The following is a 15,620-nucleotide window of genomic DNA, read 5'->3' as shown; positions in this document are numbered from 1 at the left end:
GTAGTATATTATTAATGTATATAAGTTGATAATAACTGAGAGGAGAAATAAGAATGGCATTTATAGAGAAAATATGTAAAATGGCAAAAGCAGATGTGAAAATAATAGCACTTCCAGAAGGTGAGGAAGAAAGAACTATAAGAGCTAGTGAAATCATCAAAAACAATTCAATAGCTGAGGTAATATTAATAGGCGATTTAACTGTAATAAAAGCAAAAGCAACCCAGTTTGGAGTTAACCTTGCGGGTATAGAAATTGTAGATCCAAAAACCTCTAAAAAAACTGAGAGCTATGCAAAGGCATTTTATGAACTAAGAAAAAATAAAGGAATGACACTAGAAAAAGCGGCAGAGACATTGCAAGATCCTCTGTATTTTGGAACCATGATGGTTAAAATGAACGATGCTGATGGATTAGTATCAGGAGCAGTACATACTACCGGAGATTTACTTAGACCTGGAATGCAAATTATTAAAACTGCACCAGGAATTAAAGTTGTTTCAAGTTTCTTTATAATGGAATTACCTAGTGGTGAATATGGCGAAGAAGGCCTACTTTTATTTGCAGATTGTGCCGTTAATCCAAGTCCCAATGCAGAGGAATTAGCGTCTATTGCTATAAGTACTGCAGATAATGCAAAATGTTTATGCAATTTTGAACCTAAGGTTGCAATGTTATCTTTTTCAACTATGGGAAGTGCAAAGCATGAATTAGTTGATAAAGTTGCAAAAGCTACTGAAATTGCAAAAAATGCTAGACCTGATTTGCAAATTGATGGAGAACTTCAATTAGATGCAGCAATAGACCCTAGTGTAGCAAAACAAAAAGCACCAAATAGCACTGTAGCTGGAAATGCAAATGTATTAGTCTTCCCAGATTTACAATCTGGAAATATTGGGTACAAATTAGTACAAAGATTTGCAAAAGCTGAGGCTATAGGACCAGTTTGTCAAGGATTTGCGAAACCAATAAATGATTTATCAAGAGGTTGCAGTGTGCAAGATATAGTTAATGTTGTTGCCGTAACAGCAGTTCAAGCTCAAATTCAAAAATAATTTTATATATATAATAAACATTCGAAGAAAATATGGATTAGGAGGCGGATTTAATGAAAATTTTAGTTATAAACTGTGGAAGTTCATCATTAAAGTATCAATTAATAAACATGGAAAATGAAGAATGCTTAGCGCTAGGGCTCGTAGAAAGAATAGGGATAGAAGGATCAAAGTTAACTCAAAAGGCTAATGGAGTGAAATATATTCTTGAAGAACAAATGAAAGACCATACAGATGCTATTAGATTAGTTCTTGGTGCTTTAATAGATGGAGAACATGGTGTTATTGTAGAGCTATCAGAAATAGGTGCTGTAGGTCATAGAATCGTTCATGGTGGAGAAAAATATGCACATTCTGTTATAATTACAGATGATGTGATGAGGAACCTTCAAGAATGTGCAAAACTTGCACCACTTCATAATCCAGCTAATATAATTGGAATAAATGCTTGTAGTGCATTAATGTCAAAGACACCTATGGTAGCTGTATTTGATACTGCGTTCCACCAAACAATGCCAGAAGTTGCATACATATACCCACTTCCATATGAACTTTATACTCAGTATGCTGTTAGAAAATATGGATTCCATGGAACATCTCACAACTATGTTTCAGCAAAGGCTGCAGAAATGATGGGTAAGGACATAAAAGATCTAAAATTAATCACTTGTCACTTAGGAAATGGAGCGAGTGTTTGTGCTATAAAAAATGGTAAATCTATAGATACAAGTATGGGATTCACACCACTTGAAGGAATAGCTATGGGAACTAGATGCGGAAGTATAGATCCAGCTATAATTACTTATATTATGCAGGAATTGAAATTAACAATTGATGAAACAAATGATTTGATGAACAAAAAATCAGGGGTTCTGGGAATTTCTGGAGTAAGTAGTGACTTTAGAGACATAGAAACAGCTGCTTGGGAAGAGGGAAATCATAGAGCACAGTTGGCACTTGATATATTTACCTATAAAGTTAAACAGTATATAGGTTCTTATGCTGCAATAATGGGTGGAGTAGATGCAATTATATTCACAGCTGGACTTGGTGAGAACTCTCCAGAAACAAGAGAAGATATATGTACTGGGTTAGAGTTTTTAGGAGCAGTTTTAGATAAATCAAAAAATAAGGTTCGTGGAAAAGCTGTGGAATTAAATACAGAAGATTCTAAAACTAAAATATTTGTTATACCAACAAATGAAGAATTAGTAATAGCAAGAGATACTGAATCACTAATAAAATAGTGGCTTTCCTAAAATTATTGTTAATTTCTATGATAAATAAATCTTGACTTTTTACTGTATTGTTTATATAATAGTCTGTGTTTGATGTAAGTAAAAAACAATTTAGTTAGGAGGGACGCGAAGCTTTGCTCGAGCTGTATATTTTCTTATACAAGGTATAAAGATTTTCTTTATATGAGAAAAAACTAAATAGTATTTAGTTTTTCAGAGTGAATAGTATGGTAATAGATGTTTCAGAATTATTTAGCAATAAAAACACAAGGAAAAAAATTCAATTAGATTTAGAAAAAGATAAGTTTTTCTATGAACATGAATTTATACAATTTTCTAAACCAGTTAAATTAGATTTAATTTTAAAACCTATAGGTGATGAAATAGATTTATCTGGAAGTATAGAGACAGAACTATTACTTGCTTGTTCTAGGTGTCTTGAGACCTTTTCACATTCAATACATATTGAATTAAATGAAAAATTGTCGAAAACTCTAAAGAGTGAAGATGAGGATATTATTTTTATTAATAATGATAGATTAGATTTAGATGAAATTGTGGAAAATAATATCATTTCTATGTTGCCTATAAAAAGGCTTTGTAACAAAGATTGTAAAGGCTTATGCCATCAGTGTGGTATTAATCTAAATCAGAGTACATGTAAATGTGCTATTGACGATGTTGATCCAAGGTTGGCAAAATTAAAAGAATTGTTTTTAACTGATTAAGGAGGTGTTACAATGGGAAATCCAGCTAGAAAATTTTCTAAAGGTAGAAGAGATTCTCGAAGAGCTCAAACATTTAAACTTGGTTTACCAGGAATAGTTGAGTGTCCTCAGTGCCACGATATGAAACTTTCTCACAGAGTATGTAAAAACTGTGGTTATTACAAAAATAGAGAAGTTATTGTTATGGAACCAAAATAAAAAGAAAGTCGAAAGACTTTCTTTTTATTATTTTAATATAATTATGGGAAATAAAATATAATTATATTCCATTCTCATACTAATAATAGTAGAAATATTTGTACTGTATAGTATATAATATAAATAAATACTTATTTATAAGGAAAATTCAAAGTGAGGGTTTAATATGGTAGTTGTTGTAGATGGAATGGGTGGAGATTTTTCTCCAAGTGCTGTGGTTGAAGGTTGCGTTGCAGCTATAAAAGAGTACAAGATAGATATCTTAATAACTGGATCTGAGGAATTAATTCGTGGTGAGCTAGGTAAATATACTTATGATAGTAATAGAATAAAAATTATTGATGCCAAAGAAGTTATTAGTACAAGTGAACATCCAGTAATGGCCATTAAGCGCAAAAAAGATTCAAGTCTCGTAAAAGCTTTGAATCTTGTAAAAAGTGGAGATGCAGATGCTATAATTTCAGCAGGAAGCACTGGTGCTTTTTTAGCTGGCTGTACGCTTATAGTGGGAAGAATAAAAGGTATAGATAGACCGGCGCTGGCACCTATAATGCCAGGTAAGAGTGGTCCTTTTATGATAATTGACTGTGGAGCCAACGCAGAATGTAAGCCTCATTACTTAGTGCAATTTGGACTTATGGGTAAAACATATTTTGAAAATATTTTAAAAATATCAAATCCATCTGTAGGCCTTGTAAATATAGGGACTGAGGAGGAAAAAGGTAACGAACTCTCTAAATCAGCTCATAAACTACTTAAAGAAGCCGATTTAAATTTTGTAGGCAATGTGGAAGCAAGAGAAATACCAACTGGTGACATTAATATTTTGGTATGTGATGGATTTGTAGGAAATGTAATTTTGAAATTATATGAAGGCGCAGTTGCTAATATATTTGATATATTAAAAACGGGTATAATGAGTTCTTTTAGAACCAAACTTGGAGGAATGTTATTAAAACCAGTATTTAAAAAGTTTAAAAAAGATTTTGATTATAAAGAATATGGTGGGGCAGCTTTTCTAGGGGTAAATGGAATTTGTATAAAAGCTCATGGAAGTTCAGATGCCAAAGCTTTTAAAAATGCAATTAAACAGGCAACAATATTTTATGAAAATAATGTTGTAGAAAAATTAAAATTAGAGATTGAAAAATTATCAGAGCAAGAAAAGAATATAAATAACAATTTGTTATAAATATATTAAAGAAAAAGTTAAGGAGGTGAAAATATTATGTTTGAAAAAATTAGAGCTACTATAGCATCACAATTAAGTATAGATGAAGAAGAAATAAAAATGGAATCATCTTTTATGAATAATTTAGGCGCTGACTCTCTTGATATTGTTGAATTAATCATGGCCCTGGAAGAAGAGTATGAGATAGAAATTCCTGATGAAGATGTTGAGAAAATCGCTACTGTCGGCGATGTAGTAGAATATATTAAAGCCCACACCGAAGAATAATATAAGGCTCCGCAGTATTGCGGGCCTTTAGTTTTTTCAAACTTATTTTTGAATTTATTATAAAAATCAAATCTAGTTATTTCATTAGGTGTGATGGAGTAAATTGAATAATAAACTTGAAAAACATGGCTAAGGTAAATGTAAATAAAAAATATTTAAATAAACTTCCTAAAAGGAGCAATGATTTATGAAGTGTGATATAAAATTACAGGACCTTGAGAACCAATTGGGATTGAATTTTACGGATAAGGGGCTATTAAAAACTGCAATAACCCATAGCTCCTTTGCAAATCAGAAAAAAAAGGTTGAATTTAACGAAAGACTTGAGTTCCTAGGGGATTCTGTGCTACAACTTATTATATCTGAGTATTTATATACCAATTTTACTGAAAAGTATGAAGGGTATTTAACTAAAATTAGGTCACTAATTGTGTGTGAAAATTCACTGTGTGATATTGCAAGCGGTTGGAAACTCGGAATGTACATGAACATGAGCAAAGGTGAAGAAATTACTGGTGGTAGAAATAGAGTTTCAATATTGGCAGATTGTGTTGAGGCTGTGATTGCTGCTATATATTTAGATAAAGGGATAGAATATTCAAAGTCCTTTATACTTAATAACTTTAAAGCAACTATTGATAAAGCAATTGGTAATGAGATAGTTTTGGACTACAAGACAAAGCTTCAGGAAATACTACAACAAAATGGAGAAGTTCATATCAACTATGAACTTGTAAAATTCGAGGGGCCACCACATAAAAGGAAATTTTTTGTTGACGTATTGATAAATGGTTCTATAAGTGGCTCGGGTCAAGGACTTAGTAAAAAAGAAGCAGAGCAAAATGCGGCCAAAGAAGTTACGGCACGTCAGGAGGAGATGCATGAGTAATTTGCATTACATTATTCCGATTTTCGTTCCGCATGAAGGGTGTCCGCATGATTGTGTGTTTTGCAATCAAAATAGCATAACAGGCACGAGTACAAAAGTTGATGCAGCATATGTGGAGAGAACAGTAAATGAATACTTAAGAACAATAAACAATGATGAAGCTATTATTGAGGTATCATTCTTTGGAGGAACCTTTACGGCTATAAAAACAGAAAAGCAGATAGAACTTTTAACTGTTGCGAAGATGTTTAAAGATAGCAATAAAATAAAATTCATTAGATTATCTACAAGACCAGATTATATTGACGATAGTATATTGCGTGTTCTTAGAAAATACACTGTAGATATTATAGAACTAGGAGTTCAGTCCATGGACGAGGAAGTGCTATTAAAGTCAGGCAGAGGGCATACATCAGAAGATGTAGAATATGCTTCAAAGCTTATAAAGCAATATGGTTTTATCTTAGGGCACCAAATTATGATAGGTCTGCCAGGAGATAATATAAAAAAAGATACGGATACAGCTAAAAGAGTTATTGCCCTTAAACCGGATATTTGTAGAATATATCCTGCCCTTGTAATTAAAGATACACCTATGGAAAGAATGTATAAAAATCAAACATTCAAACCTTATTCATTAAGTGAAGCAGTAAATATAAGTAAACTAATTTACCTCATGATGATGGCAAATAAAATAAATGTTATTAGAATAGGATTACAGCCCACTGAGGAAATTTCAGAGGGGAATGATTTAGTTGCAGGACCATTTCATCCTGCATTTAGAGAGCTCGTTGAAGGCAATATATACAATGATATAATGTATGATATCATTATGAACAGTATTAAAAATGATTGTACTGTTACTAAAGCTTTAGTTAAAATAAATCCAAAAGACATTTCAAAACTTTACGCTAATGGTAAAAGCTTTTTTTATGACATAAAGAAACAAATATCTACAATTTTAATAGAAGTATTTCAAGATACTACTATAGAACGTGGAAATATTGCTGTATGTATAGGAGAAAAATGTATTAATATGAGTGTATATGAATATTCTGAGACAAGATATAAAGAAGGATTTTAATTTATTGTATAGAATATATTGTCTATAGTAGTTCTAACAAGGAATTCGGTAGGGGGTAATATATGATGGAAGTATTAAAAGTATCAGCAAATTCACAACCTAAATCAGTAGCAGGAGCATTAGCAGCAGCACTCAGAGGAAATTCAATCGCGCAGTTACAAGCGGTAGGTGCAGGGGCAGTTAATCAAGCTGTGAAAGCTATTGCAATTACTAGAGGGTTTGTTGCACCCAATGGTATTGACTTAGTAGTAATTCCCGCTTTTGTGGAAATAACTATAGAGGGAGAAAAGAAAACAGCTATAAAATTCATAGTTGAGCCAAGATAAAAAAACCGTGCATGCACGGTTTTCTTGATTTATTGTTAGTCTAGCAATTGATATTTTCATCTAAATGCTATAAACTAGATAATAGAATAAATTTTTAAATTAGACGTATAAGTTGTACGTTTAGCACATTAAATAAAGTATATATTACATTGAATGAATTTATAGTAATATATACTTTTCTTTTTTTATTAAAGAAAAGTATAAAATCAAAATATGAGGTGAAGTATGAAGAAGAAACAAAGAGACAAATATACAAAGATATTGATTTATGGCATGATTATAATTTTTACATTGAGTTTTGTATTACCCATGTTATTCCAGTAAAATAGGAGAGTGTTATCATGTTTTTAAAATCTATTGAAATAAGAGGATTTAAATCCTTTGCAGATAAAACAGAGTTAACATTTAAGAAAGGCATTACAGCGGTAGTAGGACCTAATGGTAGTGGTAAAAGCAATATTTCTGATGCTGTTAGATGGGTGCTTGGAGAACAAAGTGTAAGAAATCTAAGAGGCGATAAGATGGAGGACGTTATATTCGCAGGTACACAATTTAGGAAACCGGTTAGCCTTGCACAGGTTGCCTTGACTTTGGATAATAGTGATAGCGAACTGGATATTGATTATTCTAATGTCACCATATCTAGAAGATTATATCGTTCTGGAGAAAGTGAATATTTAATAAACAATACATCTTGTAGATTAAAAGATGTTCAACAGCTTTTTATGGATACAGGCATTGGAAAAGAAGGATACTCAATTATTGGTCAAGGTAAAATTGATGCTATATTAAGTGGAAAAACTGAAGAAAGAAGAAAGCTGTTTGAAGAGGCTGCAGGAATTGTCAAGTTTAAGACTAGAAAAGAAGAAGCAGAAAAGAGATTAGATATCACTCAGCAGAATATTATTAGAATAGAAGATATATTAAGTACCTACGAAGAAAGATTAGAACCATTAATGAATGAGAGTGAAAAGGCAAAGAAATTTTTAAAGTTTTTCGAACAATTAAAAAGTAAAGAAGTTAGCGTAATTATTGATGCTATAAATAAAGTTGAAGAAAAAATTAAAAGCACACAAGGTGAATGTTCTAGGTTAAAGTTAGAAGTTATAAATATTACAGAGGAAAAAGACCAGTTAAAGAAGGATGCTGAATATTGGAATAGTGAGTTTGAAAAATTTGAAAATAAGAATCAAGAAGAAAAGCAATTATACTATAATAATAAGCTAATTTATCAAAATAGTATTTCTGAAATAAATATTTTAAATGAAAGAATAGAAAATTTGGTAAAAATTATAGATAAAGCATCAAAGGATAGCGATGGCATTCATGAAAAATTATCAGATTTTAAACGGAGCTTACATGGAATAGATAATTCTTTAAGTAATGTAAAAAACACTCAGATAGAAATAGAAGAAAAGATTCAGTCTGAGGAAATAAAAATTAGAATTATCCAAGAAAATATTGCAGTTGAAACCGCTGAAGCTAAATACCTTAAGGAAGAAGAGAAAAGCAGCATTGAAAAAACTAATCTACTTACTAATAGGTTGTTAATTTTAAATAACAATATATATAGTGCTAAAAAAAGAATAGAACTTTTGAAAGATAATATTGAAGACTTTGATAATTCAGTAGAAATTAATGCTACATCAAAAATAATGTTTATAAAAGAAATGGAAAAATTTAAAGAAAAAATACTCCATTGTGAAAATCTGTTGTTGAAAAATAAGCAAGAAATTAGTAAACTTAATGACAATTTGATTAATGATGAGATAACTATGAAAAATTATAATTTTAAAATTAATAAAAATGAAGCTAATTTTAATGTCTTAACAACTTTAGAAAAAAAGCATGAGGGTTACAATAAATCAGTAAAAAATTTAATGCAACATATCAATGAAGGTAAAGTAGGTAACGTTGATGAATGCTTTGTACTTGGAGAAGTTATAAAGGTTGAAAAAAACTTGGAAGTAGCTATAGAAATTGCTTTAGGCGGTACTATATCACACATGATAACTAAAGATGAAACTGTAGCAAAACTGTTAATTAGTTATTTGAAGGCAAATAATCTTGGACGTGCGACATTTTTGCCTTTGAACATTATTAAAGGAAAAATGCTCACAATTGATAACGAAACTAGAAATAATCCAGGCTTTGTTGGAATTGCAAACCAGCTAATAGGATATGATGAGAAGTTTAGTGAAGTTATTTCTTTTATACTTGGCAGAACAATTATATGTAAAGATATGGACTCAGCCTTGTGTATATCTAAAATAAATAATTTTAGATATAAAATTGTTACATTATCAGGAGAGGTTATAAACCTTGGTGGATCGTTAACTGGTGGTAGTGTATATTCAAAAACCTCAAGTATAATTGGTCGAAAAAGGGAGATACAAGAACTGGCTAAAGATTTAAGTACATTGAGAAGTGAATCACTTATTTATTTGGAAAAAATAAAACAAAATAGAACTGAGATTTTAAAATTAGAGCAAGAAAATACAAACGCAAAGGATGAGGCTCATTCAGAAAACATTGAAAAAACTAAAATGGAAGCTAAAATAAATACTGTAGAAGATGAAACAAATAGGCTAAAAACTAATATTATGACTTTAAACACTGAAAAAATGTCAGAAGAGAGTAAGCTGAAAATTGACAATAGTGAAGTAGAAGAAAAGAATATGACTATTTGTAAATTGACACGTGCAAAAGATGAAATACTACAAAAGCAAGATGTAGTAGGATTAAAATTAAAAGATAAATTACAAGAAATTGAAAATATAAAAGCTTCCATTATTGATGCTAAAATAAAAAAAGCTGGAATTGACGAAACTATACGTAATAAAGTTTCTGAAATTCAAAGGCTAAATGAAGAAATGCTAGTATATAATAAAAAAGCACTCATATGCTCTGAAGAAATACAAGAAGCAATTAAAAATAAGAATATAAGTAAAGATTCAATCCAAATTGGTGAAGAAAAGGCTAGTGGAATAATGACCACATTAGTAAAGATGGAAAAAAACTTTGAAGCCAGTGAAATTCAAAGAATTAAAATAAAAGAGAAAATAAAAATAAGTGTAGAACAGCTAGATAATGTTTCGCGTGCGCTAGAAAAGAGTGAGAAAGATTTATATAAATATGAATTAACATTTGAAAAAGTAGGAATGGAAAAGGAGAATTATTACCAGAAACTGAACGAAGACTTTGAGCTAACCTATGCAGAAGCGCTAGAATTTAAAAATGAAATTGATGACATTGATAAGCTCAAAAGTGAAATTTTAACACTAAAAGAAGCTATATCTATGCTTGGGAAAGTTAATGTAGGCGCTATTGAAGAGTACAAAGAAGTGAAAGAAAAATTTACATTTATGGATGATCAAAAACAAGACCTAGTGTTATCTAAAGATGAATTATTAACTGTAATATGTGAAATGACTAAAAAAATGAAAGAAATATTTGCAGAGAACTTTGATATATTAAGGCAAAATTTTCATGAAACCTTCATTGAATTATTTAAAGGCGGAAGTGCAGATTTAATACTTACGCAAGGAGATGAACTTACAGGTAAGATTGATATTAACGTACAGCCACCAGGAAAAAAACTCCAAAACATAAGTTTAATGTCTGGTGGAGAAAAAGTTTTATCTGCAATTGCATTATTATTTGCTATTTTAAAGATGAAACCAACACCATTTTGTATATTAGATGAAATTGAGGCAGCCCTGGACGATGCAAACGTAGTTAGGTATGCAGAATTTTTAACGAAATTCTCTGATAATGTTCAGTTCATTATAATAACGCACAGAAAAGGAACTATGGAAGCTAGCGATGTACTATATGGGGTTACCATGGAAGAAAAGGGAGTATCCAAAATAGTGTCTGTAGATTTCAACAAATAAAAAAGCAATAAGTAGGTAGTGACACAAACTGCAAAACAAGGAGGAGTAGAAATGCTGCGAGGATTTTTTGATAAATTAAAAGATGGTTTAACAAAAACTAGAAATAGTATTACAGAAAAAGTTAGTGAAGTATTAAACTTAGCTATTACAATTGATGATGATTTATACGAGGAACTAGAAGAAATATTAATAACAGCAGATATAGGTGTAGAGACTTCTATTTATGTCATTGATAAACTTAAAAAAAAGGTAAAAGAAAATAAAATAAAAGATCCAACAGAAATTAGACCATGTTTAAAAGAAGTTTTAATTGACATATTAGGTAACGATGAAAATTTAATAGAGCCTAAAGACCTACCAAAAGTGCTTTTGATAATTGGTGTTAATGGAGTTGGAAAAACCACTTCCATTGGGAAAATAGCTATAAGGTTAAAAGTAGAAAAATACAAAGTTCTCATTGCCGCAGCGGACACATTCAGAGCGGCAGCAATTGACCAATTAGAGGTTTGGAGCAATAGAGCCGGTGTGGAACTCATAAAACAAAAGGAGGGTTCGGATCCTGCTGCTGTAGTTTTTGATGCTGTTCAAGCAGCCAAAGCAAGAAAAGTTGATGTATTAATTTGTGATACTGCAGGTAGACTTCATAATAAAAAAAATCTTATGGATGAACTTTCAAAAATAAATAGGGTGATTAAGCGGGAGTATAGTGAGGCTAATATGGAAACCCTACTAGTACTTGATGCTACAACTGGCCAAAACGGTGTAGAGCAAGCTAAGCAATTTATGGCGATATGCCCTATAGATGGCATAATACTAACTAAATTGGATGGCACTGCTAAAGGTGGGGTTGTAATATCAATAAAAAACCAACTCAATATACCTGTAAAATACATAGGCATTGGCGAAGGTATAGATGATTTACAAGAGTTTAATTCAAGAGATTTTGTAGAGGCACTATTTTAAAATGTATGTTTCAAATTTAATTTTATAAAAATATTGCACTGTTAAGTAAAACTACTTGACAGGGTATTTAAATTCTGATATTATATGACTTGTGAGCAGGGTGATTAAATGGAAAAAAGATTTGAGATTTCCCTATTATTTGATTTTTATGGTGAATTGCTTACTGAAAAGCAAAAAAATATAATGGACTTGTATTTTAATAATGATTTGTCGCTTTCAGAAATAGCAGAGATAAATAATACTAGTAGGCAAGCTACGCATGATACGATTAAAACATGTGAAAAGATGCTTTTAGTATATGAAGAAAAATTAAAATTATCAAATAAAGATCATAAACTAAAAGAAACCTTAAGGTTAATTATATCAGAATTGGATAATTTACAAATTGATATAAAAGATGAAAAAATGAATCAGCTTATATATGATATAAAAGCCCAGATTAGTGAAAATATTTAGGAGGGTTATTATGGCTTTTGAAGGATTATCTTCTAAGTTACAGAATACCATAAAAAAATTAAAAGGTAAGGGTAAGCTTTCTGAAAAAGATATTAAAGACGCTATGAGAGAAGTAAAATTAGCATTGCTAGAAGCAGATGTTAATTACAAAGTAGTTAAGGATTTTGTGAAAAATGTTAGTGAGAAGTGTTTAGGTAATGGAGTATTAGAAAGCTTAACTCCAGGGCAACAGGTTATCAAAATTGTTAATGATGAGTTAACTAATTTAATGGGTAATTCAGAAAGTAAATTAGAGTTTTCTCCAAATGGGTTAACCGTAATAATGCTAGTGGGTCTTCAAGGTGCTGGTAAAACTACAATGGGAGGGAAACTTGCCCTTTCACTAAAAAAGAAGAACAAAAAACCACTATTAGTTGCATGTGATGTATATAGACCAGCTGCAATTAAGCAATTGCAAGTAGTAGGTAAACAAATTGATATTCCAGTATTTACTATGGGAGACAAGGTTAGTCCTGTTGATATAGCAAAAGCATCTTTAGCTTTTGCCAAAGAGAATGGTAATAATGTAGTTATAATAGATACAGCAGGAAGACTTCATATAGATGAAAATTTAATGGAAGAACTTCAAAATATAAAATTGAGTGTAGAGCCCAGTGAAATAATGCTTGTTGTAGATTCTATGACGGGACAAGATGCAGTTAATGTAGCTGAAAGTTTTAATTCGCAGCTAGATATAACTGGAATAATCTTAACTAAATTAGATGGCGATACAAGAGGTGGAGCAGCACTATCTATTAAAGCGGTAACTGGCAAATCCATAAAATTTGTTGGTGTTGGCGAAAAAATGAATGATCTAGAAGTTTTTTACCCAGATAGGATGGCATCAAGAATACTTGGTATGGGTGATGTGCTTTCATTAATAGAAAAAGCGCAGCAGTCTTTTGATGAAAGTGAAGCAAAAGAACTTGGTAGCAGAATGCTTTCTCAAGAATTTAATCTAGAAGACTATTTAGCAATGATACAACAAATGAAAAAACTGGGACCATTGGATAAATTAGTTGAAATGATGCCAGGGGCTAATAAAAAAGAATTGCAAGGCGTAGATTTTTCTAAAAGTGAAAAAGATATGGGAAAAGTTGAAGCTATTATAAAATCAATGACTACATCAGAAAGAAAACATCCTGGTATGATTAGTAGCTCTTCTTCTAGAAAAAAGAGAATTGCTAATGGATCTGGCACTTTGGTACAACAGGTAAATAAGCTTTTAAAAGATTTTGAAATGGCGAAGAAATTCATGAAGCAAGCAAAAGGATTCCAAAAACCAGGTAAAAAAGGGTTGTTTGGTAAAATGCCTTTTTAATAAAAAAAAATTGTATTAAATAAATTTAAGGAGGTGATATACATGGCAGTTAAAATAAGATTAAAAAGAATGGGTGCTAAACATGCTCCATTTTATAGAGTAGTAGTTGCAGATTCAAGAGCACCTAGAGATGGAAGATTTATCGAAGAAATAGGATACTACAACCCAACAACAGAGCCAACAACTATTAAAATTGATGTTGAAAAAGCAGCTAGTTGGATTAAGAATGGTGCACAACCTTCTGATACAGTTAAGAGATTACTTAAAAAAATAGCAGTCAACTAGAAAAATTTGTAAGTAATGAATGGAGGAGTTTTCCATGAAACAGTTACTTGAAGTATTGGCAAAGTCTTTAGTTGATAAACCCGAAATGGTAGTAGTAAATGAAGTAGCCCATGAGCATACAGTAGTTCTTGAATTATCTGTTGCCCATGAGGATATGGGAAAAGTTATAGGAAAACAGGGTAGAATAGCTAAAGCTATCAGAACTGTTGTAAAAGCAGCTGCTGTTAAAGAAAACAAAAAAGTGGTTGTTGAAATAAAGTAAGAGTTAGGTTCTGCCTAGCTCTTATTTTAATTAAATATCGGGGTTTATCTACAAGGGCGTTTGAATTATAGTTATGCATATAAGCAAGAGTGAAAGGAGGGTTTTAAATGAAAGATTTTATGAGCGTAGGCCAGATCGGTAAAACACACGGATTAAAAGGTGAAGTTAAAGTTTTTTCACTAACAGATTCACTTGAAAGATTTAAAGAATTAAAAAGTGTGTACATTGATGGGGAAATTAGAAAAATTGAAGGGTGTAAACTTCAAGCAGATAATGCAATACTTAAAATTGAAGGTATAGACAGTATAGAACAGGCAGAAGTATATAGAAACAAGTATTTGATGGTTAGTCGCCAAGATGCAGTTAAATTGCCAGAGGGTAGCTATTATGTAGCTGATTTGATAGATTGCAGTGTTTATGAAGAAGGTGGGGAAGAAGAACTTGGAAAAGTATTTGATGTTCTTCATACACCAGGTAACGATGTATATTGGGTTAAGGGAAAGAAAGAAGTGCTTATTCCAGTACTTAAGGATATTGTGGTTAGTATAGATGTTGAGAAGCGTGTAATAATAATTAGACCAGTGAATGAATGGCAAGAATGAAAATAGATATTTTAACTCTATTTCCTGAAATGTTTGAAATTTTTAATCATAGTATTATTGGAAGAGCCATAGAAAAAAATATACTGGATATTTCACCTCGTAATATTCGGGATTATGCCTTAAATAAGCACAAAAAAGTAGATGATTATCCTTATGGTGGTGGAGCGGGTATGGTCATGCTTGCTCAACCACTAGTTGATAGTATTAAGGATGTTAAATTGCATAATTCCGGAAAGGTAATATTTTTGGGACCGAGAGGGAATACGTTTACTCAAGAAATTGCAAAGCAGCTATGCACAGAAAGTGAATTGATATTTATATGTGGTCATTACGAAGGTATTGATGAGAGAACTTATGATTATATAGATATGGAACTTTCCTTAGGGGATTATGTTTTGACAGGTGGAGAAATGGCGTGTATTCCTATAGTGGACAGTATTTGTAGGTTAGTCCCGGGGGTATTATCTTCTAGTGAGAGCTACACTGAAGAATCTTTTTATGATGGGGTATTAGAATATCCTCAATATACAAGACCAGAATGTTTTGAGGGTAGAATGGTTCCAGAAGTATTGACCTCGGGACATCATGAAAATGTACGAAAGTGGAGAAGATTGCAGTCACTTTTAATAACAAAAGAAAAAAGACCGGATATGTTTGAAAAACTTAGACTCACCAAGGAAGATAAAAAGCTATTAAGTAAAAATTCTGAAGAAAAATAAAAAATACCTTATATATATGCACAAAATATATTTTTATGTTGATATATATAAATATATATGATAAAATGTAGCTTGTGCTAGTACGGACGGTCCTCTGTTA

The 15,620-nt window shown here is 31.3% G+C and carries 17 protein-coding genes; all 17 read left to right on the top strand.

Features of this window, described 5'->3' with window-relative positions:
- The first annotated feature begins 53 nt into the window (after positions 1-53).
- Entirely contained in the window at positions 54-1,055 is a 1,002-nt protein-coding gene (pta, locus tag KPL50_RS01030) for a phosphate acetyltransferase (protein WP_216296569.1), read from the top strand.
- Positions 1,056-1,108: 53 nt separating this feature from the next.
- Positions 1,109-2,302: an acetate kinase gene (locus KPL50_RS01025; protein WP_216296568.1), complete on the top strand. Its 1,194-nt coding sequence runs from the start codon at positions 1,109-1,111 to the stop codon at positions 2,300-2,302.
- A gap of 218 nt (positions 2,303-2,520) precedes the next feature.
- Positions 2,521-3,021 carry a DUF177 domain-containing protein gene (locus KPL50_RS01020; protein WP_216296888.1) on the top strand — a complete coding sequence of 167 codons (501 nt, stop codon included), beginning with the start codon at positions 2,521-2,523 and terminating at the stop codon, positions 3,019-3,021.
- 12 nt (positions 3,022-3,033) lie between these two features.
- Complete coding sequence (gene rpmF / locus KPL50_RS01015; RefSeq protein WP_124999019.1) at positions 3,034-3,219, top strand: 50S ribosomal protein L32; 186 nt, start codon at positions 3,034-3,036, stop codon at positions 3,217-3,219.
- A gap of 166 nt (positions 3,220-3,385) precedes the next feature.
- Complete coding sequence (gene plsX, locus KPL50_RS01010; protein WP_216296567.1) at positions 3,386-4,411, top strand: phosphate acyltransferase PlsX; 1,026 nt, start codon at positions 3,386-3,388, stop codon at positions 4,409-4,411.
- Between the two features lie 33 nt (positions 4,412-4,444).
- Positions 4,445-4,678, top strand: coding sequence for an acyl carrier protein (gene acpP / locus KPL50_RS01005; protein WP_124999023.1), 234 nt, complete (start codon positions 4,445-4,447; stop codon positions 4,676-4,678).
- Between the two features lie 187 nt (positions 4,679-4,865).
- Positions 4,866-5,567, top strand: coding sequence for a ribonuclease III (gene rnc / locus KPL50_RS01000; RefSeq protein ID WP_216296566.1), 702 nt, complete (start codon positions 4,866-4,868; stop codon positions 5,565-5,567).
- Positions 5,560-6,651, top strand: coding sequence for an elongator complex protein 3 (locus tag KPL50_RS00995; RefSeq protein ID WP_216296565.1), 1,092 nt, complete (start codon positions 5,560-5,562; stop codon positions 6,649-6,651). The genes rnc and KPL50_RS00995 overlap by 8 nt, the downstream gene beginning before the upstream one ends.
- A gap of 65 nt (positions 6,652-6,716) precedes the next feature.
- Positions 6,717-6,977: a stage V sporulation protein S gene (locus KPL50_RS00990; RefSeq protein WP_216296887.1), complete on the top strand. Its 261-nt coding sequence runs from the start codon at positions 6,717-6,719 to the stop codon at positions 6,975-6,977.
- A 341-nt stretch (positions 6,978-7,318) separates the two neighbouring features.
- Positions 7,319-10,873, top strand: coding sequence for a chromosome segregation protein SMC (gene smc, locus KPL50_RS00985; RefSeq protein ID WP_216296564.1), 3,555 nt, complete (start codon positions 7,319-7,321; stop codon positions 10,871-10,873).
- Positions 10,874-10,924: 51 nt separating this feature from the next.
- Positions 10,925-11,836 (top strand): signal recognition particle-docking protein FtsY, encoded by a 912-nt coding sequence (gene ftsY, locus KPL50_RS00980; RefSeq protein WP_216296563.1) that lies wholly within the window; start codon positions 10,925-10,927, stop codon positions 11,834-11,836.
- 108 nt (positions 11,837-11,944) lie between these two features.
- Positions 11,945-12,292: a putative DNA-binding protein gene (locus KPL50_RS00975; protein WP_216296562.1), complete on the top strand. Its 348-nt coding sequence runs from the start codon at positions 11,945-11,947 to the stop codon at positions 12,290-12,292.
- Between the two features lie 10 nt (positions 12,293-12,302).
- The gene (gene ffh, locus KPL50_RS00970; protein ID WP_216296561.1) at positions 12,303-13,652 is read left to right on the top strand and encodes a signal recognition particle protein; all 1,350 of its coding nucleotides are present in this window, start codon (positions 12,303-12,305) and stop codon (positions 13,650-13,652) included.
- Positions 13,653-13,694: 42 nt separating this feature from the next.
- On the top strand, positions 13,695-13,937 hold the full coding sequence (rpsP, locus tag KPL50_RS00965) for a 30S ribosomal protein S16 (protein WP_124999037.1): 243 nt from the start codon (positions 13,695-13,697) through the stop codon (positions 13,935-13,937).
- A 34-nt stretch (positions 13,938-13,971) separates the two neighbouring features.
- On the top strand, positions 13,972-14,199 hold the full coding sequence (locus tag KPL50_RS00960; RefSeq protein WP_124999039.1) for a KH domain-containing protein: 228 nt from the start codon (positions 13,972-13,974) through the stop codon (positions 14,197-14,199).
- 107 nt (positions 14,200-14,306) lie between these two features.
- Positions 14,307-14,801: a ribosome maturation factor RimM gene (rimM, locus tag KPL50_RS00955; protein WP_216296560.1), complete on the top strand. Its 495-nt coding sequence runs from the start codon at positions 14,307-14,309 to the stop codon at positions 14,799-14,801.
- Positions 14,798-15,520 carry a tRNA (guanosine(37)-N1)-methyltransferase TrmD gene (gene trmD / locus KPL50_RS00950; RefSeq protein ID WP_216296886.1) on the top strand — a complete coding sequence of 241 codons (723 nt, stop codon included), beginning with the start codon at positions 14,798-14,800 and terminating at the stop codon, positions 15,518-15,520. Before rimM ends, trmD begins: the two co-directional genes overlap by 4 nt.
- Positions 15,521-15,620: the final 100 nt, after the last annotated feature.

The sequence above is a fragment of the Clostridium sp. CF012 genome (assembly GCF_018861755.1).
Classification (GTDB): domain Bacteria; phylum Bacillota; class Clostridia; order Clostridiales; family Clostridiaceae; genus Clostridium_AD.
The sequence above is the reverse complement of the archived record's forward strand: the minus strand, read 5'-3'. Positions and strand labels throughout refer to the sequence as shown.

Excerpts from the sequence above, each read along its gene's own strand:
- pta (WP_216296569.1), top strand. The coding sequence starts at position 54 with ATGGCATTTATAGAGAAAATATGTAAAATGGCAAAAGCAGATGTGAAA.
- KPL50_RS01025 (WP_216296568.1), top strand. The coding sequence starts at position 1,109 with ATGAAAATTTTAGTTATAAACTGTGGAAGTTCATCATTAAAGTATCAA.
- KPL50_RS01020 (WP_216296888.1), top strand. The coding sequence starts at position 2,521 with ATGGTAATAGATGTTTCAGAATTATTTAGCAATAAAAACACAAGGAAA.
- rpmF (WP_124999019.1), top strand. The coding sequence starts at position 3,034 with ATGGGAAATCCAGCTAGAAAATTTTCTAAAGGTAGAAGAGATTCTCGA.
- plsX (WP_216296567.1), top strand. The coding sequence starts at position 3,386 with ATGGTAGTTGTTGTAGATGGAATGGGTGGAGATTTTTCTCCAAGTGCT.
- rnc (WP_216296566.1), top strand. The coding sequence starts at position 4,866 with ATGAAGTGTGATATAAAATTACAGGACCTTGAGAACCAATTGGGATTG.
- KPL50_RS00995 (WP_216296565.1), top strand. The coding sequence starts at position 5,560 with ATGAGTAATTTGCATTACATTATTCCGATTTTCGTTCCGCATGAAGGG.
- KPL50_RS00990 (WP_216296887.1), top strand. The coding sequence starts at position 6,717 with ATGGAAGTATTAAAAGTATCAGCAAATTCACAACCTAAATCAGTAGCA.
- smc (WP_216296564.1), top strand. The coding sequence starts at position 7,319 with ATGTTTTTAAAATCTATTGAAATAAGAGGATTTAAATCCTTTGCAGAT.
- ftsY (WP_216296563.1), top strand. The coding sequence starts at position 10,925 with ATGCTGCGAGGATTTTTTGATAAATTAAAAGATGGTTTAACAAAAACT.
- KPL50_RS00975 (WP_216296562.1), top strand. The coding sequence starts at position 11,945 with ATGGAAAAAAGATTTGAGATTTCCCTATTATTTGATTTTTATGGTGAA.
- ffh (WP_216296561.1), top strand. The coding sequence starts at position 12,303 with ATGGCTTTTGAAGGATTATCTTCTAAGTTACAGAATACCATAAAAAAA.
- rpsP (WP_124999037.1), top strand. The coding sequence starts at position 13,695 with ATGGCAGTTAAAATAAGATTAAAAAGAATGGGTGCTAAACATGCTCCA.
- KPL50_RS00960 (WP_124999039.1), top strand. The coding sequence starts at position 13,972 with ATGAAACAGTTACTTGAAGTATTGGCAAAGTCTTTAGTTGATAAACCC.
- rimM (WP_216296560.1), top strand. The coding sequence starts at position 14,307 with ATGAAAGATTTTATGAGCGTAGGCCAGATCGGTAAAACACACGGATTA.
- trmD (WP_216296886.1), top strand. The coding sequence starts at position 14,798 with ATGAAAATAGATATTTTAACTCTATTTCCTGAAATGTTTGAAATTTTT.